Annotated in this window: 20 protein-coding genes and 1 pseudogene; 9 read left to right on the forward strand and 12 right to left on the reverse strand. The window is 44.2% G+C overall.

What is annotated here, in order from left to right:
* The 4 genes from L5M38_RS14825 to L5M38_RS14840 form a co-directional block, all read right to left on the reverse strand.
* Nucleotides 1-173, reverse strand: a 173-nt coding sequence (locus L5M38_RS14825; RefSeq protein WP_263148818.1) for a transposase, incomplete at its 3' end; no start/stop codon positions are given.
* A 69-nt stretch (nucleotides 174-242) separates the two neighbouring features.
* A complete protein-coding gene (locus L5M38_RS14830) occupies nucleotides 243-1,229 on the reverse strand; it encodes a UvrD-helicase domain-containing protein (RefSeq protein WP_263179545.1) in 987 nt (328 codons plus the stop codon).
* Nucleotides 1,226-2,923, reverse strand: coding sequence for an ATP-dependent nuclease (locus L5M38_RS14835; RefSeq protein WP_263179546.1), 1,698 nt, complete (start codon nucleotides 2,921-2,923; stop codon nucleotides 1,226-1,228). Before L5M38_RS14835 ends, L5M38_RS14830 begins: the two co-directional genes overlap by 4 nt.
* Before the next feature lie 46 nt (nucleotides 2,924-2,969).
* The gene (locus L5M38_RS14840; protein WP_263179547.1) at nucleotides 2,970-3,884 is read right to left on the reverse strand and encodes a nuclease-related domain-containing protein; all 915 of its coding nucleotides are present in this window, start codon (nucleotides 3,882-3,884) and stop codon (nucleotides 2,970-2,972) included.
* A gap of 352 nt (nucleotides 3,885-4,236) precedes the next feature.
* Between L5M38_RS14840 and L5M38_RS14845 the strand changes: the two genes are divergently transcribed.
* Nucleotides 4,237-5,052, forward strand: coding sequence for a substrate-binding periplasmic protein (locus tag L5M38_RS14845; protein ID WP_263179548.1), 816 nt, complete (start codon nucleotides 4,237-4,239; stop codon nucleotides 5,050-5,052).
* Nucleotides 5,053-5,112: 60 nt separating this feature from the next.
* On the opposite strand, the pseudogene L5M38_RS14850 reads toward L5M38_RS14845, so the two are convergent.
* Nucleotides 5,113-5,181: pseudogene (locus L5M38_RS14850) on the reverse strand (DUF3297 domain-containing protein); the annotation flags it as partial.
* A 258-nt stretch (nucleotides 5,182-5,439) separates the two neighbouring features.
* Between L5M38_RS14850 and thrS the strand changes: the two are divergent.
* Nucleotides 5,440-6,636, forward strand: a complete 1,197-nt coding sequence (gene thrS, locus L5M38_RS14855) for a threonine--tRNA ligase (RefSeq protein WP_263179549.1) — start codon at nucleotides 5,440-5,442, stop codon at nucleotides 6,634-6,636.
* 189 nt (nucleotides 6,637-6,825) lie between these two features.
* Here thrS and L5M38_RS14860 read toward each other — a convergent pair whose 3' ends face one another.
* The 3 genes from L5M38_RS14860 to L5M38_RS14870 all read right to left on the reverse strand — a co-directional run bounded on the left by L5M38_RS14860 (nucleotide 6,826) and on the right by L5M38_RS14870 (nucleotide 8,763).
* Entirely contained in the window at nucleotides 6,826-7,356 is a 531-nt protein-coding gene (locus L5M38_RS14860) for an SMI1/KNR4 family protein (RefSeq protein WP_263179550.1), read from the reverse strand.
* Between the two features lie 386 nt (nucleotides 7,357-7,742).
* Entirely contained in the window at nucleotides 7,743-7,988 is a 246-nt protein-coding gene (locus tag L5M38_RS14865) for a DUF3297 family protein (protein WP_006080205.1), read from the reverse strand.
* A gap of 151 nt (nucleotides 7,989-8,139) precedes the next feature.
* Nucleotides 8,140-8,763: a short chain dehydrogenase gene (locus tag L5M38_RS14870; RefSeq protein ID WP_212599698.1), complete on the reverse strand. Its 624-nt coding sequence runs from the start codon at nucleotides 8,761-8,763 to the stop codon at nucleotides 8,140-8,142.
* 99 nt (nucleotides 8,764-8,862) lie between these two features.
* Between L5M38_RS14870 and L5M38_RS14875 the strand changes: the two genes are divergently transcribed.
* A complete protein-coding gene (locus L5M38_RS14875; protein ID WP_263179551.1) occupies nucleotides 8,863-9,750 on the forward strand; it encodes a LysR family transcriptional regulator in 888 nt (295 codons plus the stop codon).
* Nucleotides 9,751-10,195: 445 nt separating this feature from the next.
* Nucleotides 10,196-10,612, forward strand: a complete 417-nt coding sequence (locus tag L5M38_RS14880; protein ID WP_263179552.1) for a ribosome recycling factor family protein — start codon at nucleotides 10,196-10,198, stop codon at nucleotides 10,610-10,612.
* Between the two features lie 31 nt (nucleotides 10,613-10,643).
* Here L5M38_RS14880 and L5M38_RS14885 read toward each other — a convergent pair whose 3' ends face one another.
* Both L5M38_RS14885 and L5M38_RS14890 read right to left on the reverse strand, forming a co-directional pair.
* Nucleotides 10,644-10,823: a DUF6435 family protein gene (locus L5M38_RS14885; RefSeq protein ID WP_198571902.1), complete on the reverse strand. Its 180-nt coding sequence runs from the start codon at nucleotides 10,821-10,823 to the stop codon at nucleotides 10,644-10,646.
* 207 nt (nucleotides 10,824-11,030) lie between these two features.
* Nucleotides 11,031-12,695 carry a methyl-accepting chemotaxis protein gene (locus L5M38_RS14890; RefSeq protein ID WP_263179553.1) on the reverse strand — a complete coding sequence of 555 codons (1,665 nt, stop codon included), beginning with the start codon at nucleotides 12,693-12,695 and terminating at the stop codon, nucleotides 11,031-11,033.
* A 293-nt stretch (nucleotides 12,696-12,988) separates the two neighbouring features.
* Between L5M38_RS14890 and L5M38_RS14895 the strand changes: the two genes are divergently transcribed.
* Nucleotides 12,989-13,219 carry a hypothetical protein gene (locus L5M38_RS14895; RefSeq protein ID WP_113939077.1) on the forward strand — a complete coding sequence of 77 codons (231 nt, stop codon included), beginning with the start codon at nucleotides 12,989-12,991 and terminating at the stop codon, nucleotides 13,217-13,219.
* Nucleotides 13,220-13,477: 258 nt separating this feature from the next.
* Nucleotides 13,478-15,667: an OsmC domain/YcaO domain-containing protein gene (locus L5M38_RS14900; protein ID WP_263179554.1), complete on the forward strand. Its 2,190-nt coding sequence runs from the start codon at nucleotides 13,478-13,480 to the stop codon at nucleotides 15,665-15,667.
* 160 nt (nucleotides 15,668-15,827) lie between these two features.
* Here the strand turns inward: L5M38_RS14900 and L5M38_RS14905 are convergent, their stop codons facing one another.
* A complete protein-coding gene (locus L5M38_RS14905; protein WP_105250186.1) occupies nucleotides 15,828-16,736 on the reverse strand; it encodes a GGDEF domain-containing protein in 909 nt (302 codons plus the stop codon).
* 398 nt (nucleotides 16,737-17,134) lie between these two features.
* Here L5M38_RS14905 and L5M38_RS14910 point away from each other — a divergent pair, with 398 nt between their 5' ends.
* A complete protein-coding gene (locus L5M38_RS14910) occupies nucleotides 17,135-17,605 on the forward strand; it encodes a cupin domain-containing protein (protein WP_263179555.1) in 471 nt (156 codons plus the stop codon).
* Between the two features lie 216 nt (nucleotides 17,606-17,821).
* The gene (gene lgt, locus L5M38_RS14915) at nucleotides 17,822-18,601 is read left to right on the forward strand and encodes a prolipoprotein diacylglyceryl transferase (RefSeq protein ID WP_105250184.1); all 780 of its coding nucleotides are present in this window, start codon (nucleotides 17,822-17,824) and stop codon (nucleotides 18,599-18,601) included.
* A 79-nt stretch (nucleotides 18,602-18,680) separates the two neighbouring features.
* Here the strand turns inward: lgt and L5M38_RS14920 are convergent, their stop codons facing one another.
* Nucleotides 18,681-19,598, reverse strand: a complete 918-nt coding sequence (locus L5M38_RS14920) for an alpha/beta hydrolase (protein WP_263179556.1) — start codon at nucleotides 19,596-19,598, stop codon at nucleotides 18,681-18,683.
* Nucleotides 19,599-20,010: 412 nt separating this feature from the next.
* Here L5M38_RS14920 and L5M38_RS14925 point away from each other — a divergent pair, with 412 nt between their 5' ends.
* Nucleotides 20,011-21,372 (forward strand): MATE family efflux transporter, encoded by a 1,362-nt coding sequence (locus L5M38_RS14925; protein ID WP_212599705.1) that lies wholly within the window; start codon nucleotides 20,011-20,013, stop codon nucleotides 21,370-21,372.
* The last annotated feature ends 25 nt before the right edge of the window (nucleotides 21,373-21,397 follow it).

Here is a 21,397-nt window from a genome sequence, read left to right on the forward strand (position 1 = left end):
GGTGTGCCACCCTGGCGTTCTAGTTTTAACTGTCTCACCCATTTATCCATAGTGGACTTACCTACGTTCATCGCCTTTGCAGCTTCGATGATGCTATGGTTTTTATCGAGGACTAATTGGGCTGCTTCAAGTTTGAATTCAGCACTAAATGTTTTTCTGGTTGTCGATCTCATGTGTTCACCTAAAGTCATCTACGAGGTAATAATATCACCTCTATTTAGGTGGCCAAAATTAGTGTGCCACTACACGTCAATAAAGTCAGAAAAGGCGGCTTTAACAAACAAAGTTTTGTCTTTCTTGTGGTTAGACTCACGAATCATTTCCTCGATCTCTCGTGGAAATGCGTGTTTGTGTGTAGACGAAGTTGTATAACGACCATTCTTTTTGTCGATACAAACAAGTTGTTTTGCATCTATGTAATTCGTTAGTAGCTTGTCATATCGTCTATCCACCGATTCTATGTACATGAGTTCACCGACTACTTCTGATAGTGATTCTTGTTGCTGGTCTTCATAACAGAAGCTGTTTGATACAGCTAAGATCTCCGTGGGGACTCGTCTGGTTTGATTGTTGATTGGTAAGATATTTGCGTATTCTTTTGGAGTTACTTTTTTAACGAAAGTATCAAGTGCTTGGGGATACTTGATTGCTTGTTTTGGATCTCCAATCATGTATACGTCAATATCGTTGCTGCCTAGTACCTCGAAAAAGCGTAGAGCATCGTCATCTAAGTCTTGGACTTCGTCGATGAATATCTTGTCAAAGCAACTCTCTAGAATAGCTAATAGTCTGCGGACTTTGGCTTTCTTCGCTCTGTTGCTGTGCTTGCTGGTGGTTTCATCAACAATTTGTTTAGCGATGTTGTAGACGCTCTCGGCATGAATGATGTTTTTATCTTTTAATCGCTTTAAGTGCCAGTTTTTGAATCTAACATTACTCGGTAACATCATTATTGATGCGTCGTTATACATATCTCCGAGAGTGAATGACGAGAATGGGTAGATGATTTCGTTTAACAAGAAGCTATGTACTGTCTGTATGCAGAGATTTGATGGAATAAAGCCATGTTGTTTGACTATCTCTTGTTCTATCTTCGCTGTTGCTGAGTTTGTGTATGTCAGTGCAAATGTCTTTTTGTGAGTAGTACACGCTACGATGTGTTCTATCAAAGTCTTTGCTAAGCCATAAGTTTTCCCAGCACCTGCTCCTGCAATCTGTACTTCTATCATGATACCGCCTCAATGACCTCAGCGATGTGAGTTGGTAACTTGATGTCCAGTGGGTTCTCTTCATCAACCATCGCATCACATACATCAAGCATTCTTGCTGTTTTACCATTGATCATGTGTTCGGACACTGCGGCGAGGTCGCCATCCATTTTGAATAAACCATTTAGCAAAGCTAGGTTGTCTTCTGCTTCTACTAAATCAATTTCTAGTGTGTAATTTGTCGTTGTTCTTACAGTGACATTCGTATGCGCTGTGTCATACGCATCGTGTCTCTTTTTAGCTTCCTCTGAATTGTCATAATCACGGACAACACCAATTTTCTTGTTCTGGTTATCTTTGTTCAAGGCGAGCCATATATCTAAGAAAGTGGCGTAACCACGTTGACCAATTGGAATGATATCAATGTCGTTGAGGACTGGTTGTTTAGACAAATAAGTGCTGATCAGCATTTCTTCAGTTGGGCCTTCTACTAGAATGACTTTATTTGCGAACAGCAGCTTTAGGATGTCGAAATTAGGTCTCTTTCTTAGGTAGTCAACTAGCTTAGTTGGAGTATCAGACAAACTAATTGCTTTCTCGCCAGTAAACGCCAACACATTAGAGATCTTCAGCTTGTTGATGATCGATGGGTTATGGGTAGAAATGATAGTTTGTACAAGCGAGCCACTGTTGCTTGAGCTTTTCTCAATGAAGTCTCTTACTAAACGAAGGTTGTTAACGCTCAAGTGTGCTTCTGGTTCTTCTATACAGCACAAGTTGAATGTATCACCACATGACTTGTAGTAAGCAAACAGGATGAGTATGTAGATAAGATTTCGCTGTCCCAAGCCTTTTTGGTACAGAAATTCATTACCGTATTTCAAAGTGATGTTCGATAAGATGTTCTTCAAGTTAGGCAGGTTAGGAGTGCACTCAAACTGCTTGATAATACTGTCGTAATTCTCAAAATCGTCATTAGCTCCAATGACTTTGTCGAATGTTTCTGTCTTTTCAATAGCACTAAAGAACTCAGAGTAGGCCGTATTGATCTGACCTTTGTCATCATCGTTGAGAGTGTTCATAAGCAGCTTTGTGAAAATGCTATTTGACTTCATTGAATTGCTTTCTGAGAAGTCATCTCGCTCAGCATTGATACTATGGACACTGACATGTTTTAAGTCACTGTATGCGATAGGCTTTTCGTTGTTCACAGATACGACTTGGTAGTCGTATAGCTCAACGGGTAGAGTAAACCAGTTAATCTCATCTAAAGTCTTACCAGCGAGCGATTTCTTCACGACCTCAAGCAGGTCTTTGTCGTCTTTAGGCTTAAATTCATATCTGATTTTGTAAGTTTCTTCATCTCCATCAGTAACAATCCACTTAGCTAGCAGTGCTGTTTCATAGGCATTTTTTGGATCAGCGAACTCTATGGTTACTGATACTTTAGGGATCTTTTTAAGCTGATTATCTTCGGCGTCATCATTGACAACGGACGTTAGAAAATCAATAACGGCATCTTTGTTGATGTCAGAAACACTCAAACGCTTCTGGTTAAAGTCTATTTGGTTGCCGCTTAACGGTAACGAAAGTGCGGTGAAAAAGTTCGTCTTACCAGTATCGTTTTCACCAATAACAACTGTCAGTTGTTGAAGTTTAGCTTCGAAATTGCGGAAACTACGGTAGTTGTGAATCGTTACCTTTCTGATATACATAAGAAATTCCAAATTAATCGGGTCAGAGTAAGCTTATTCAATATCATCATTTCCCCGCTTCGCTTTTGCTTAGGCATCTTTGGGCGACTTGGTAGATGATGGTGTCGACTTGTTGCTGGGTAAGATCTTGGGTTTTCAGTTTTGGGATCGTTCCGACTAATTGTTTGTGGTTGACGATCGGGAACGGTGGTTTTGATTGACTTGTGACATACCAGCCGGGGAATACTAGGGCTGGGGTGGCGGCGACGGGGGAGCCTGTGGCTTTGGTTAACCATTGGCTGACCCACTTGGCCTGACGTTCGGCTTGTTCTATGGGCTTGGTTTCTGTCCACGAGGGGAAGTTTAAGCGCCCGTCTTTGTAAAATACTTGATAGCCTTTTTTACCAGAGCCTGGGCCAGTTCCATTGGTTTGGAGTAGGTCTTTGTTCCGTTTATGGCGGCCTTTGGTTTCAATCGCGAATACGCCATTTTTGCCTACGGCGAGATGGTCGATGTTAAAGCCGTCGGCTTGGACATCGTGAAACACTTGATAACCCAATGCTTGTAAGCCTATGAGCTCATTGGCTGTGGCGATTTCAGCAGTGTGGCCGAGGCGTAATTTGGTGAGCTTGGAAAAGTTTTTCCATGTTTTAAAGCCGCAATAAGCTAATCCCATTAAACCCGTTGTGACAGATATCCACGGAAATTGACCGACTGTGATGTGGGCTTTAAGGCTGCTTACGGCAAACGGCAGGGATACTATCATCGCGCCCATCAGCATGCTGCCGATTAAGTCCATCTGCAGATCTTGTATTTGTTGCTGAAGACCATAAGCGGGAATACGGGTGAGTTGCTCACGATCGACGGGTAGTTTTACGGTTGCATCGCGATATTTCAGCAAACCATACATGACACCCACTATGGCAAACATGCTGGAGAGTATTATCGCTAGGGATAACATACTGTTACTGAAATCGGTCATTTACGTCCCTGAAGTAATGCGAGTCAATAGTTAACCCGATGACATAACCCGCTAATCAAATGTACTTATTATTTTGGAAAGTGGTGGCAGACTTGTCTGCTTAGAGTTTGGGCGCACATTGCTGATTTGCTTCTTCTTCCCTAAATGGCGTGCTCGATGATTGAGTTCGAGTTTGCCCTGCATTTTCCTTAAGTGGTCACACTTTTTACTTTGTGGTCACACTTTAACCCGCTCTATACGGTTTAATCAATGCGCTTTATCACAATTACAGGCTGGGCCTATGTTTTATGCACTTTAGTTTTCGATTTTTTGAGTTATGCTAAATGCAACATATAAATTTGCGGGCATCTCTATGTATTTTAAAAGTATCCTTGTTTCGTTGCCTTCTGTTTACGCAATTCTGTGTGTGCTTGGTTGTGGTTTTTTCTCGGACATCATTGTCGCCGCTGAGGTGCAATCGGCTACTTTTTCTAACGTGTTGCGTGCCGATTTTCGGCATCGTCCTCCTGAGATGGTGCTTGATGAGCGAACTAATACTATGACGAGTCCGTTAAAGGATATTCTTGAGGAAGCGGCGGCTAAGGTCGGTTATCGCGTCGAATGGAGCGCGCGTCCTTTTGCTCGCAGCATTCATGAGTTGCGGGTAGGCACGGTCGACATTGTGCCGCGCACGATACGAGACGAAGAGCGAGAGGCATTTGTAAGGTTTCTTGGTCCTATCGGCACTCAGACTCGCGATATTTTGTTTCTCGTAAAAGCCGGCGAGGAAGGACGGATTAAGTCCTATGAGGATTTGTATCAGGTTACTGTAGGGGTTAAACGGGGCACAGTTTATTTTGAGCGTTTTAATACAGATCCCGCGCTACGTAAAATTGAGTCTACCGATGATGAAAACATGGCTCGCATGTTTATCATGGGGCGTTTCGACACTATGGTGGTGCTCGATCGTGCCGCCATTGAGAATGCCTTCAAGCAGCTCGGTTACGATCGTTTTAGCTATGCCGATTACCGTCAGTCGAATCGGATCGAACATTATTTTGGTATGTCCCGTAACTCTACCCATGCTGCTATTTTCGATGAACTTAATCGGGCGCTGCTTGATATGGCTGCATCGGGCCGTGTAAAACAGATTTACCAGGCCTATGGTTTAGCCGCAGAAGTAGAATAGGCAAACAAAACGGCCAATATTAATTGGCCGTTGTTATGATCCAGCTCTTTGCGCTAAAGCTTAACGATAAAAGGCTTCAACTGTGCCTTTTACTGTGAGTAAAAGAGGTTGGCCGCGACGGTCTAATAATTCATTATGGATGGCCGTTTATTTTGTCTGCCATTTATTTTTTTTATAAACAAAATGCTTGCTGCGATAGGGATGATTTGTTATTACTGGCGCATGAAAAAAATATACGTAAGCGCAATTAACACCACCACTACCACCACGAGAATTCTCGGGGGGTAGTTTTTTGCGTCTTTAAAAAAACCCTCTGAGCGAAATCGCCAGAGGGTTTTTTTATACCTTGGTTTTGTATTTCGCTCAGATTTTACTTAGGAGAGAATGATGAAAACACATCGCGAAATTGCAGAACAACTTGACCTATTTCACTCTGAACCACAGGCGCCGGGTATGATTTTTTGGCACCCGAATGGCTGGGCGTTATTCCGAGACATTCAAGAGCACATGAGGCGGGTGTATCGCCGAAATGGTTTTGAGGAAGTGAACACGCCTGTTTTTATGAAGAAGGATTTATGGCAAACGTCTGGGCATATGGACATGTTTGCAGAGAACATGTTTTTCGGTGGCGGAAAGGAAAACATGGATGAATATGTTTTAAAACCTATGTCTTGTCCTGCCCATATTTTGCTGTTTAAGCGCGGTGTACATAGCCATAGAGATTTGCCACTGCGACTATTTGAGTTTGGCTTGGTGCACCGTAATGAATCCTCAGGCTCGTTAAATGGTTGCCTGCGCGCACGCCAGTTCACTCAGGATGATGCCCATGTTTTTTGCTGTTGGTCTCAGGCAGAGGAGGAGATACGTGGTTTTCTCCAGCGTGCAAAGCAGGTTTATGGTGATTACGGCTACCATAATTTAGACGTAAAAATATCGACTAAACCTGAGAAGGCATTAGGCAGCGATGAGCAATGGTGCCGAGCACAAAAGCTATTGGATTCAGCTTGCCAGATTGAGGGCTTTGATGCCGAGTATCAAGCTGGTGAAGGGGCTTTTTATGGTCCCAAAATTGAACTGTCACTGACAGATTCTATGGGAAGACGCTGGCAGTGTGGCACTATCCAGTTTGATTTTAATTTGCCTGAAAGATTCGATGTTCAGTACACAAATGAGCAAGGTGAATTCGAACGGCCAGTGATTATGCACCAAGCTATGTATGGCTCTATCGAGCGTTGGTTGGGGATTCTCTTGGAAGTCTCACAGGGTAACCTTCCTGTTTGGTTACATCCTGTACCTGTTGCTATCGCTTCAGTGAATGAGTCAAACAGCCAATTTGTCCGTCAGTTAGCCGCACTATGTTTAGCACGAGACATGCGAGTGTTGGTTGATATCAGTCAAAACTCAGTTGCCCGCAAAATGAAACGCTTTCACAAGCAAAAAGTGCCTTATATCTTAACGGTTGGGGATAAAGAAGAGGCCGAGGAGTGTGTGTCAGTTAAGTGCCGCAAAGACGGTGTGATGACTCATATCCCTCTTGCTGAATTAGCTGACTATCTTGCGGATAAACTAGTGCGCAAACAATAACCTAAGGAAGACTGTGTTTGTTATCTAAGGCTAGCTAGGGTTCCCACGGCTAGCCTTTACTCATTTTATGATCCGGCTCTTTGCGCTAAGGCTTAACGATAAAAGGCTTCAACTGTGCCTTTTACTGTGAGTAGCAGTGGTTGGCCGTGGCGGTCCATGATTTATTGCGGATGACCATTTATTTTTTGTTTAAATTTTTTCAAAGGTAACATTTTTAGGAGGGAAACTATTAGGTAATGATCCTGATCTTATTTTTCTTAACAATAAACCAGTCAATAGAGAGGTTATATTTTCATCAAAATATTCTACATCTGGCGATCTAGATGCGATTATTGCAGTGCCCCATGTCTCACTGTCTTTTAGATCGGAAACAACCCAAAATATGCAATCACCATTATCCGTTACGCCTATTGGTAAAAGGCCATTAATTTCTGGATAGAGGTTATATTTAAAATACTCTGGGTCTTCATTATTAAGGTAATTGAAATCCTCAATGATTGATTTCTTCTGCTCAAAAAAATCAAGGTCATAATTTGTAGTAAATGGATTGAATATCGCAATAAAATCGGCAATTCTTCCTGTGCCATAACGATTAATAAACGCAATGTAATCACTGGGGAAACTAAGACCTTCATCTATAGAAGGCCAAACTTTACCAATCCCAGATTCATTAGAGAAGTTAGGGGGAGTTAAAATGCTATTTAATACTGATAGGGTCATGATCTACATTCCACGAGGATTAAGAAGAGCAATGCTTTCAAAGAAACCATCACTATCTTGAGCGTTTACTGTTATACCTGCCGATATTCTGGAAGGACCTTTATATATTGGAGTTACCGAGACATCAACTATTTCTCCTCTCTCTAACGCTTTCTCTAGCGAATCCCCAAATAAACTTGATGATATTCAAATAAGTAGGCATGCATAATGCTATTTGATTTAATCCATTTCGCCAAAAATCGACTAAATAGCTGTTCCGAATAGTAGGTCAGTACACTGGTGCAGTTTCAGCAAGTAGTATTGAGTTAGTATCATTTGCTGCTGGGCAAACAAAAACGGCCAATATTAATTGGCCGTTGTTATGATCCAGCTCTTTGCACTAAAGCTTAACGATAAAACGCTTCAACTGTGCCTTTTACTGTGAGCAAAAGAGGTTGGCCGCGACGGTCTAAGGATTTGCTTGGCACTTTTACCCAACCTTCACTGATGCAATATTCTTCGACATCAAAACGCTCTTTGCCGTTGAGCTTAATACCGATATCGTGCTCGAAAATTTCTGCCACATGGTGTGGGCTGCGTGGGTTAACGGAAAGGCGATCCGGTAAAGCAGGTAATGATGTTGTGTCGGTCATGGTCGTGATCTGTCGTTGTCTATAGTGAAAAAGCGTGCGCTATTGTAGGCAATCCCAGCGCAACGCTCAAGACTTTAACAGTGACTGATTACGCGCCTTGCGTTACAAGGTTAGGTTGTCCTGTTAGGACACTGCTGTTAGGACACTGCTGTTAAGACACTGTGCCGCAGCTGGAAAAGGCTTTCAGCACTCGGCCGTTTTCTCTGCCCATGACTGATCGCAAATAAACCTTGGCTAATATGTCGGCATTGATTGCACTAAAACCGGGAAAATAGTCCTGATAGCTCGCTAACGATTCGCTTAATACCGTTGGGCTGACAATGTTTATTCGCTGCTGTGCAGGTAATTCTCCCGCGACGGCGGTAACAAAATGCTCAAGTGCGCCATTGATTGTGGCGGCACTGATGCCATCTTTTACTGGGACATCGGCAATAATGCCACTGGTCAGTGTAAAACTGCCCCCAGCGTTGAGGTATTGGCTACCTATTTGCACTAACTGTATTTGCCCCAATAACTTACTTTGGAGCCCTGTATACCAGTCTGCTTGAGTCATAGCGTTGAAGGGTTTAAACACGACGTCACCCATGGCCGAAATCATTGCATCGACTTTACCGATTTTTTCTAGCCCTTGATGGAGTGAATGTTCATCCCGAATGTCTATCAGGACATCCCCCGTTGTTCGCCCTACCTGAATAACTTCATGCTGAGTTGAATGGAATAAGCGGACTATGGCTTGTCCGATTGTGCCTGATGCACCCACTACGACTATTTTCATGACATGCTCCTAAATTGAATACAAATTGAGGATAGTCTGGTTAATTAAATAGAAAAAGCGCATATAATCACCACATTGTTTCGTTAATAGGTTTAATTGATGAATCTCACTCATCTGCAGTCATTTATGCTGGTTGCCAAAATGCACAGTTTTAGCACTGCGTCTGAACAACTCGGCGCTTCTAAAGGCTTAGTGTCGCGCCATGTTAAATCCCTTGAAGATGAAATGGGTTGTCAATTACTCCACCGAACCACTCGGCGAGTATCAATGACCGAAGCAGGGCAAGCGTTATATGGTAAAGCCTGCGAAATCGAGAGGCTGGCCAATGAAGCTGGGCGTTTAGTGCAGGATTTAACGCAGGACTCCTGTGGCACTTTAAAATTCACCGCTCCAACGGAACTGGGCAAAAAATTGCTGAGTCCTATGCTGCTCCAGTTTATTGCTGAGTATCCTCAAGTGAAACTCGAACTGTGTTTTGAGCAGAATATTCAAGATGTTGAGTTCGGCAAGTTTGATCTCGCCTTAAGAACAAGCATTGCGCACAGCGATAATCTGATCGCCAGATATCTTGGCAGAATTCGTCATGTCTTAGTGGTTTCGCCCGCACATCCCGCAGCCGCAGAAGTTCGTCACCCTGATGATTTACGCCATTATCGTCTATTGTCTTCGGGCGAAACACAGTGGGTGTTTGAACCACTCGCGGGGGACAGTCTCACGCTCACTTTTGAGCCTGCACTGTGCAGTTCAAACTATGCCACTACACATCTGCTTACTTTGAGTGGTACAGGTATCGCTAGCCTGCCTTATTATTTGGTAGAGGAGGATGTCGCTCAGCACAAACTCACTTTGCTCGTTCCCCAATGGCAATGCTATCCACATGAGTTGTACATGGTTTATGCCAAGCAGAGCCATTACCCAAAGAAGCTGCGCGATTTACAACATAAGCTACAAACGTGGTGCGAAACTCACTCAAAATATGTGGGTTAATGAGTCATACCAATCACATTAAATATCTAATCAGTTCAGAGCCTCACAGGCATTTCAATCCAAGGCGCATTGACGCAGAAATGGTCATTCCCTTTTAAGTCAATGCAACACGGGAGTGGGATGCCTGTGAGGCTCCCGAAGGGCGGCCGATGTTAAATTCATGGCAACACGCTTTATACTGCGTTTAAGGCTTTCGACAGAGCACCACTATGCCTTCAAGCCTTCGCCTTGTCTAAAGCGCGTTGAACTCCCGCTGAATGAACAGATATTTAATACGATTGGTATCAAAGCGTCATCGCATCAAATCTTATCCGGCAGAGGGCGGAGCTTTTAGAATAAAGTGAGGCAGAGTACACTGCCGCGCATTGAATTTTTGTATTTGAATGTAAAGTCGAGCAGGCTTTTACCCATGCAGGCATAAAAGAGCGGCGATGAACCAAGCGTTATGAACGACGACATTAGTATCTCGCTGCCCTCGCTGATTCATCGAATTGGGCGGGAGGCGGTTAAACAAGCTCAAGCGATTGCAACCCAATATGATTGCGAGCTTAAGCGTGTGCGGCGTTCGAGAAATTGGTGCATTGTTGGCGCGGCGATCAAGATCCAATCCTGCTGTGCGCATTTACAAAGTGAGCCATTGCTGGCGCAGCAGTTAACAGCTAAAGATGGCCAGTTTGGTTATCTTATCAAAAAGTTGGAGTCAGCCTTGCTGCAACATGCGGACAAACTTGAACCATTAGACGCTAAGCTGATTCGGCTTATCACAGACAATCCTGCGATTACCTTAGGTGAGTTGATGCAATTGACTCAATGCACAGTCACAGAGGCCAGATTGGCACGTTTTCAAGCTGACTCTTGGTAGTTTGTCTGCTGAGTGTTTTTGCTTTGAAGGTTTATTTATGGTTTGTTGTTTCTAATACTTTTATTTGATTTTCAATTTGCTCGGCTTCAGCGGTCAGCATTGAGTAGGATCTAATATCGCCTTTTCTCTGGGCATGCATAGCTTGTTCAAGCTTGGCGTTATATTGCTGAGTTAATTTTTTTAAGGGATTTTTCTTAAATATTGAGAACATGGCCATTTCTATTGGATTGGGTATTTGGACTTATATACGTAGGCAATGGGATTTAAGTTTTACTTTTTGAAATTAAAAATCCCACGATCCTAGAATCCTTCAATTCCACTGCCATCGGCCTCAGCAAGGCTGAGACCTTATCTTACATTTGCAGCAAACCAATGGGTTGCTATGTCTTATTTAGCTTACAACCCATTGAAAATATTTTTAAATCTTAAACTGACCGACGAGCTTACCTAAGTTAATTCCTTCCTGCGACACGGTCTGGCTGACTCTGGCAGCATCTTCGCTGGAATGGAGTAACTCATTCACAATCTCTTGGATGGCGAACACATTACGGTTGATTTCTTCGGTTACAGAGCTTTGTTCCGTGGCCGCCGTCGCAATTTGGGTGCTCATGTCGTTAATAGCCGTGACCGCCGATGTCACTGAGCCTAGGCTTTCAGAAATTGCACGGGAAGAGTCTACCGAGCGCACGCAGCTTTGCTGACTTTCTTCCATCGTTTTTACTGCCAGTGCGACAAGCTTGTGCAGTTCAGTTAGCATCTCATTGATTTCTAAAGTGCTTGATTGCGTTCGGCTCGCTAAGTTACGCACTTCATCGGCCACCACGGCAAAGCCTCGGCCCTGTTCTCCGGCGCGGGCCGCTTCGATGGCGGCATTTAATGCCAATAGGTTAGTTTGCTCAGCAATACCGCCAATCACTGACAGCACGTTGTTGATTTTTTTAGACTGTTCGCTCAAGGATTGAATACTGCCCGCCGCATTGTTGATTTGCGCCATGAGCGCGGATATTTCTTCTAAAGAAGCATCGACGCAGCGCTGGGCATTGGCTACATCGCCAGTGGCAGCGTGAGTCGCTTCGGCCACTTGCGTGGTATTTTGCGCTACTTCGCTGGCGGTGGCTGACATTTCAGTAATAGCGGTAACCACTTGATCAGTTTCATTGTTATGGCTGATGAGTTGGCTCGACATGACTTTGGTTTGATCGTGAATCGCGTTGGCGGCGGTTTTAACTTTAGCCGTCGCGTTTGCCACATCGCCTATGATGGTTTGGAGTTTATCGACAAACAGGTTAAAGGATTGACCTAGTTGTGCAATTTCATCTTCACCTTTCACAGTGAGGCGTTTAGTTAAATCGCCTTCGCCTTTGGCGATATCGTTTAAGTTGTCCGCCATATTTTTAATTGGCGCGACCATACGTTGGGCAGTGATCAGAATAACAACGGTAGTAATCGCGGCGAGTAACAGCGCAATTAGCAGAATGGCATAGGATTTTTCGATCATCTGCTCAGTGACCGTCGCACGATAATCCTCAACGACAGTGTCGATATCATCGATATAGACTCCCGTGCCTAGCATCCAGTCAGTGCCAGGGATCATCATGGAGTAACCGATTTTTTCAATTTGCTCATTGGTATTGGGTTTTTGAAAGTAGAACGAGAAGTTACCGTCCCCTTTTTTAGCGGCATCGAGTAAACCGACAATGATTTTAGTGCCGCGGGGATCTGTCATATCAATTTTATTTTGCCCTTCGAGGTTGGGCATGACGGCATGGAATAGGTTTTTGCCTTGGGAGTCGTAGATAAAGAAGTAGCCTGAACTGCCAAAACGGATATCACGTAGCGCTTGGTTTACATTGCCATTTTCTTTTAAAGACAACTGATACTGCACTATTCCTGCGGCAATTTCGGTGGCTTCTTTTATTTGTGTTTTACGTTCACCGATGAGCTTAGTTCTAAAGGTCGTTACCTCATCTGCAAGGGCGTCTTGTTCGACATAGTAAGAAACTGTCATGAGTACGAACAAAGTAAAAATTAAAGGGAATAACGACAACAGCAGTAATTTATTACGTAGACTGAAATTAGACATGCTTGACGACTCCATGATGAACATCTCTTTTATTGCAGGGGAGTATAGCTAATTTCCCGCATTCTTAAGTGTTTAAGTTAACAAAAATGTAATGGAAATCGATAAAATGCGCGCTGTTGATTTATTCCAAAGTCGTTAACTATGCTGTGAATCTAGGCCTTTCTTTTGATCTTTATCAACACTATACGGGCCCAATGAGTTCACTATATTAGCTTAAATTGATGCAAAATTAGCTAGAGTTGGTGCAGGCTGATGTGCTGGTGGAGATAGTGGCGAACAGTAAGGGCAGGGTTGTGACGAATGAAAAGTTGATCCTAACGCTGAAAATCTGCATTACTGTAGGCATTTGTCTTATTGCGTTGGGCATCTACTTACATAACTTTAATGAAACTGTTGAGGCGATGGGCGTGCAAGGGATTATTATCAGCGCTATGTGTGTCGCCTTTGGCATGGCCTTGTCATTACCGACTAAGATGTATTTAACCTTTCTGTTGGTTAAGCGAGAAACTGAAAAACATCCATAATGCGTTTTTGCGCAGAGTGTTACTCTGCGACTCATTGGTTTCCTCGTCTTCTTGAGACTCAATCTAAGTACTCGCTTAACCCTGCTATTCAAACCGTCAAGCTCAGCCGTAAATGCCCTGATTATGGTTTTTAACATAATTAACCCAAGACTAATGGGCCAAAAACACCGATAATTCACCCTTAATGACTCATTACCAATGACGCGACTTGGTCGATGGGCTGCTACAGACTCGCATATTTAGTGGAAATCATATTCAATGGAAATCAAAGTTAATTTTCTCGACAATCTTAGACTTGAAGCCAAGTTTGATGATTTTACCGTGACCGCCGATCAGCCAATCCGCTACAAAGGGGATGGTTCTGCCCCTAGTCCGTTTGACTATTTCTTAGCATCGTCAGCCCTGTGTGCGGCCTATTTCGTGAAGGTATATTGCAAAGCCCGTGATATTCCAACGGATAACATTAGACTGTCGCAGAACAATATTGTCGATCCAGAAGATCGCTACAACCAGATTTTCCAAATTCAAGTTGAGTTACCCGAAGATATTTCGGAGAAAGATCGCGAAGGTATTTTGCGCTCGATTGACCGTTGTACGGTTAAAAAAGTGGTGCAAACGGGTCCAGAATTTAAAATTGAAACCGTCGAGAACCTAGATTCAGACGCCAATGCCATGTTGATGGGTCAGCCTAATGGCGCATCGAGCACCTTTATTCTGGGTAAAGATCTGCCGCTGGAGCAAACCATTGCCAATATGACGGGCATGCTCGCCGATCTTGGAATGAAGATAGAGATCTCATCATGGCGTAACATAGTGCCGAACGTGTGGTCACTGCACATTCGTGACGCGGCTTCGCCAATGTGTTTCACCAATGGTAAAGGCGCGACCAAAGAAAGCGCGCTGTGCTCGGCGCTCGGCGAGTTTATTGAGCGGTTAAATAATAACTTTTTCTATAATGATCAATTCTTTGGGACTGAAATCGCCAATAGCGAATTTGTGCATTATCCCAATGAAAAGTGGTTTGCGTTAGAGGAAGACGATGCGCTGCCAGCGGGTATTCTCGATGACTATTGTTTAGAGATTTATAACCCAGACGACGAGCTGTGCGGCTCGCACTTGATTGATACTAACTCGGGCAATATCAAACGCGGCATTTGTGCGATTCCTTACACCCGTAAATCTGACGGTGAAACGGTTTACTTCCCGTCGAACCTGATTGAAAACCTGTTCTTAAGCAATGGCATGAGTGCGGGTAATAACCTGCAAGAAGCCCATGTGCAGTGCTTATCAGAGATTTTTGAGCGCGCTGTAAAACGTCAAATCATTGAGCAAGAAATTGTCCTGCCCGATGTGCCCATGTCTGTACTAGAAAAGTACCCAAGCATCCTCGCGGGCATTAACGGCTTAGAAGAGCAAGGTTTCCCGGTTGTGGTCAAAGATGCCTCACTCGGCGGCCAGTTTCCAGTGATGTGCGTCGCCCTGATGAACCCGAAAACTGGCGGAGTATTCGCTTCCTTTGGCGCGCACCCAAGCTTTGAAGTGGCGTTAGAGCGCAGCCTAACTGAATTGCTGCAAGGCCGTAGTTTCGAAGGTTTAAACGATGTGCCAAAACCGACCTTTAACAGCATGGCGGTCAGCGAGCCTGAAAACTTTGTTGAGCACTTTATTGATTCAACAGGAGTGATTTCATGGCGCTTCTTTAGCAGTAAATTTGATTATGAATTCTGCGAATGGGATTTTTCTGGCACCAGCGAAGAAGAAGCCAGCGGCCTGTTTGGGATCTTAGAAGCGTTAGGTAAAGAGGTGTATATCGCCGAGTTTACCGATTTAGGCGCATCGGCGTGCCGTATTTTAGTTCCTGATTATTCGGAGATTTATCCAGTTGATGACTTGATTTGGGATAACACCAACAAGGCACTGGCGTACCGTGAAGATATCTTAAATCTGCATTCGTTAAGCACTAAGCAATTGGCTAATTTGGTCAACCGTTTAGAAGAAAGCCAACTCGATAACTACACGGATATTCGCACCTTAATCGGCATTGTATTTGATGAAAATACTGTGTGGGGAAAACTGACGATTATTGAGCTTAAGATCCTGATTTATTTGGCACTCGGTACACACGAAGACGCGATTGAGCTGGTCGGTGAGTTCCTACAGTTTAACGACAATACCGTTAAACGTGGCCTGTTCTACCAAGCCATGAATGCTGTGCTGGAAGTGACCTTAGATGAAGAGTTAGAACTTGATGATTTTATCCATAACTTCAACCGTATGTTCGGTAAAGAAGTGATGGACAACGTCGTTGGCTCAGTCACAGGTAAAGTGCGTTTTTATGGTTTAACTAAGACTAGCATGCAGCTCGAAGGTATTGAGCCGCATTTAAGATTGATTGAAAGCTATAAGAAGCTGCATCAAGCCCGTAAAACTGCGAAAAACCTGAATTAATTCTGTTATTTGGCATTAGTTTAATGTGTTTAAAAGCGAACCTTTTGGTTCGCTTTTTTGTTTGTTGCTCTTTTGATTCGCGCTTCTTATGAGCACTTGTGGCTATCATTTATTAAGGGCGCTTGTTATTGCTATGTGTGGTTTGAAATGTTCAGCCCGCTCAGGCTGTATTTGATATAACTCGATTTTTGCCGTTACGTTTAGCTTGATACAAGGCGGCATCGGCCCGCTTAAGCGTTTCTTCATAGGACTTATCCAATGGTTCGATAGAGGCGACTCCAATGCTTACGGTGGCAAACAAGCCATTGACCGCATATTTTTGCAGTTCAGTGTAAAAGCAATCGCAGAGGTATTCTGCAAATTCAACCGCTTGCGAATGCTCTACCCCAGGTAGGGCAATCACAAATTCATCGCCACCAAAACGATACGCGCTATCGGTTTTTCTAAATTGAGTTCGGCAGGTTTCGGCAACTGCGATGATGATTTGATCGCCTGCATAGTGACCCAACTGATCATTGATGGACTTTAAGTGGTCTAAATCGAGGATCAAGATTGAGGTGGGAATACGGTGGCGCTGAAATATATCGAATTGGAAGGTTAAATCACGTTCTAAGCGGCGACGGTTATAAAGCCCTGTCAGCTGATCGGTATCGCTGAGCTGACGTAGTTGCAGTTCAAGCTCATGCCGCTTGGAAATATTACTGGCGACCCAAAGCACCACTGGCTCATCATCAACCAGAAAGTCTAGTGCTTGAATGCGTCCCTCAAACCAAATGGGTTGTTCTGGGCCTATATCGGGTAAGCCTTTGACATCTTTATTGCTCAATTCATATTCTTCGATCAGTAATTTTCGGCTGGTTAATGCACTTTCGATAACCTGTAAAAAGTATTTGAGTTTATCAGCCTTTAACACATCGCTAAGATACAAGCCAATTAGACCACTACCATCGTGGTAATAACGGTCATCTTTACCACCGAAGACGGCAATGTATTTACCACTTTTTGACAGAACAAAAGTAGGATCAGGAAGTGCATCAAGGACTAAAGCCATTTCTTCTATTTTGATCATTGATTAAAATCCCTGTGGAAAATCACCCAACCTTAAGTCCGCGTGTCCAAGTTATCATAGATAAACTACTCTTTGGCGCTTTAGCCGCGAATGCATCCTGCGAACTCATTACAATTTAGCCGCTTTTGTGGGTAACAACAAACCATAACAATATGCCGTACAATTTATTTGTCGTCGCGATTTTACCAAGGCATCAGAGCGTTCGATGGCGCAGAGTTGTATCCCTGTTGAGGCTTAAAACCTAAGCCCTGCGATCGTATCGAGTCAGTCGTGATGTCTTGAACTTTAGCGTTTGTGCTTATGTTCAAAAAGCTTCATTGCGGTGCTTAGTGGACAGATGATTTTCGAGTAGAATCTAGGGCCTTAATTGTGGTTTTAATTTTACACAGGGATTTATAATGCATACTGCAGATGATTTTATTGAACATTTAGCGCTAGAGCAGCATGTTGAAGGCGGTTATTACCGCTCATCCTATCGTTCAGAAACGGCATTTGATCAGACTCGGGCATTATGGAGCAGTATCTATTTTTTGCTGCGTACGGGAGAGGTTTCCCATTTCCATCGTCTGACAGCTGATGAAATGTGGTATTTCCATGCGGGGCAATCACTGACGATTTACATGATTGATCCTAATGGGGTGCTAACGACGGCGCAATTAGGGCTTAATTTAGCTGCGGCCGAGCGACCACAGTTTTTAGTCCCTAAGGGCTGTATCTTTGGTTCAGCCATGAATCAAGATGGTTTTTCATTAGTGGGTTGCATGGTATCGCCTGGTTTTACCTTTGATGATTTTGAGCTGTTTAACCAACAAACTTTGTTAGCCCAATATCCACAGCATAGTGACATCATCCAACGTCTGAGCCGTTAGGGGGGCGCTAAAGTCAGTTAAATTTAGCCAGTTGATTCGTTAAATGGTAACTTGGTTGACATTGCCTCATTCGGCTAAACCAAGGTCGCTCTGAGTCATTAAATTTGACTCAATAGTAAGATATCCCCGCAACAAGGCTTGTCTATTGGCGTTTAACCACGTAAAACATGCTTTTTGGCGTACCTCTATGTACCAAGTGTTATGGAGTAATTGAATTTGGAACACTTAGTGTGGGAGCTCGATCCTGTATTAATCTCGTTTATGGGACTAAAAATACATTGGTATGGAGTCCTGTTTGCTCTTGCTATTACTGCTGGTTTTCAGGTGATGAAGCGGATTTATATCAAGGAAAATCTCGATCTTGAGTCCCTTGATAATTTACTGATTTATTGTGTGGTTGGCATTATTGTGGGCGCGCGTTTGGCCCATTGTATGTTCTACGATCCGACTTATTACTTTGCTCATCCGCTTAAGATCTTGGCGATTTGGGAAGGCGGACTCGCCAGCCACGGTGGTGGTTTAGGCGCAATTCTGGCCTTGTATTATTACCAACGTAAAGTGAAGCTACCCTTCCTGTTTTTGTTGGACAGACTCGCGATCGCCACCGCCATTTTTGGCTTTTTTGTGCGTATGGCAAACTTCGCCAACTCAGAAATTTTAGGCGATCCTACGACTCAACCTTGGGGCATTATATTTGCCCGTGTCGACATGTTGCCAAGACATCCAGCACAGCTCTATGAGGCTTTCGCTTATTTAGCTATCTTTATTGGTCTGTATGCTTTGTATCAATACACGCAGATTAAACAAAGACATGGGGCTATTTTCGGCCTGTTTCTGGTATCGGTGTTTAGTGCGCGAATTGCGATTGAGTCGATTAAAGTTAGCCAAGCGGCTTACTCTGAAACTTTCTTAAGTGCGGGACAACTTCTGAGCTTACCGTTTTTAGCCGTAGGTATAGTCTTGTTGTTCTTGGCGTATCGAAAGAAAACCGTTTAAATTTAAATATCAAACGGTTAAAAAAGGCTTTCTATCTAGATAGAAAGCCTTTTTTATGAATTAATCATCAAGTATGACGTTAGGCTGTCTTCACTATATTGGTCACCTGCACCATGGCATCCCGAGCGGAACGGCTCACGCCCGAGAGTTGGAAGAAACCATGGATGACGCCAAGATAACGACGGCAGTGGGCATTTACGCCAGCCTCTAATAGATTCCTAAATAGCTGTTCACCTTCATCGACGAGTGGATCGAATTCGGCGGTGATGATATGGGTTTCGGGTAAGCCTGCTAAGTCATCACGGCGTAGTGGACTGGCTTCGGCATCGGTTCTGGGGTGCCAATCTAAATACAGATCGAAACCTGTTAGCAAGGTGTCGCGGGTGATGATGTATTTCTCGCCATTGTCACTATAGCTTTGGCTCTTCGCGGTGGCATCGAGCATAGGATAGATAAGCACTTGTTTGTGTGGCAACCATTGCCCTTTGGCTTTTAAACGCAGGCAAGTGACTAGGGCTAAATGGCCGCCGGCGCTGTCGCCCATTAGGGTGATCTTAGTGTTATCACCGCCCCATTGGTGACAATGTTGATAGATGACTTCTGCGGCATGGCAGGCATCGTCGTGGGCAGCGGGATAAACATGTTCTGGGGCGAGGCGATAGCGAACGGCGATCACCAGTGCGCCAGAATCATTGGCGAGTTTTCGCAGTTGTTGATTGTGGGTTTCAACGCCGCCACTGACAAAACAGCCACCATGGTAGTAAATGACGATAGGTAAATTGTCTGCCGCCGAGGGTTTGAACAGAGTTAATTCTGCCCCTTCGATGGAAATCGATCTAACCTCGAACACCTCCTCAGGCTCACCTGCGAGTACAGTGCTGGCAATATAACCTTGTCTACGTTGCTCAATACTTTGCTCTCGCACCGATGGGCAGCCCGCCGCGATAAACTCGCTAACCAATTGTTTAATACCCTCTTCTAAATAGAGTTGGCTCATTTAATACTCCCTCAATTTTTAGTGCGCTCGGCTGTTCTGCAATGGGCTGAGTTTATCGGCAGCTTAATTGAATTGGTAGCCTAGATTCACACTCAGCCATGAGCTCTATCATGATTGCGGAAATTAACTTTGGTATTAACTTAGTAATGAATACGGTTGCAGTCGGCATCTTTTTCACTATTACAGATTGAGTTGTAGGGTGTCTTGTAAGAAAATTACCAACTTAATTGACTGTCAGGCTTAATGCGCTTAAATGTCCGCCTGATTGTGCGTTCGATAGCACTTTGATGTCTATTTGTGAAAGTGGATTTCAGTCTCTTGGCTAAAATATAGGTTGCCAAGATGCTGTTTGAGCGACACATTGAGCCAGCGACCACACTCGTTATTCGTTCTCTATTTGCAGGAATCTTTCGTGGCAAAAGCACCCAAAACATTGCAACAGCGTATGGGCATAGTTGCCCTGACGTGGCCGATTTTTATCGAGACCTTGCTGCAATCTCTGCTTGGGATCAGCGATATCTTTATGCTGAGCCATTATTCCGATAATGCGGTTGCCGCAGTGGGACTCACGACTCAGCTGATGTTCTTCATGATGGTCATGTCCATGATGGTGAGTACGGGCGCGAGTATTTTGATTAGCCAAAGCAATGGGGCAGGCCAACCGCAGCAGGCTATAGACATAGGCGTGGCGAGTGTCGTATTGAGTTTGGTATTAGCCTTGGTCATGGGTGCATCTATGTTCTTTGGTGCTAAGGGCATTATCGGCTTATTTGCGCTTGAGCACGATGTGGCTGGTTTTGGATATGACTATTTGGTGATTTGCGGCAGCTTGAGCATAGGGCTAGTGATGAACATTGCCTTCGCCGCTATTTTGCGTAGTTACGGTTTTACCCGCTCGGCCATGTTAGTCACCTCGAGCACTGGCTTAATGAACGTGATCGGTAATTATATTGCCCTGTATTCACCTTTTGGTTTACCTGTTTATGGGGTAACAGGGGTGGCGATATCGACAGTGACCAGCCAGATCATCGGTGCGTTTATCATGCTGATGGTGATCCGGCATAAGCAAATCCCGCTTCCACTGCAAAGACTTAAGCTTTTACCGCGCAGCACTTATTGGAGTGTGATGCGTATTGGCCTGCTCAATGCTGGCGAGATGCTGTCTTACAATGTGGCTCAGATGACCATCATCTACTTTATCAGCCAGATGGGCACTTTATCGCTCACGGCCTACACCTATGGCTTGAATATTAGCCGTTTTATCTATTGTTTTGCAGTCGCACTCGGGCAGGCGACGCAAATTCAGACCGGATACTATGTGGGTAAACAATGGTTCGATGAAATCACTACTCGGGTGCAGCGTTACTGTTTGGTGGGCTTTGTCGCTTCACTGACCATAGTATTAGTCTTCTACTGGCAGCGATTCGTTATTGTCGGCTGGTTGAGTGAAAACGAAGAAGTCATCCAACTAACAGCGTTATTGCTTGCGGGTTCCATCGCGCTTGAAACAGGGCGAGTGTTTAATCTGGTGATTATCTCGGCGCTCAAGGGCGCGGGTGATGTGGCGTTCCCTGTGCGTATAGGTCTCTTTAGTATGTGGGGCATTGGCGTGTTATTGGCTTGGTTCTTTGGCTTGCATTTAGGTTATGGCGTGTTGGCTGCTTGGCTGGCCGTTGCGGCAGATGAGTGGGTGCGTGGATTGATTATGGTGCACCGTTGGCGCTCGGGTCGCTGGCAGCGTTTTACGCGTATTCCGCCAGTAACCCCAGCTTAAACTGTTCTGATATCAAAAGGTCAAC

Origin of the sequence: Shewanella sp. SM101 (genome assembly GCF_025654465.1) — a bacterium.
GTDB lineage: Bacteria > Pseudomonadota > Gammaproteobacteria > Enterobacterales > Shewanellaceae > Shewanella > Shewanella oncorhynchi.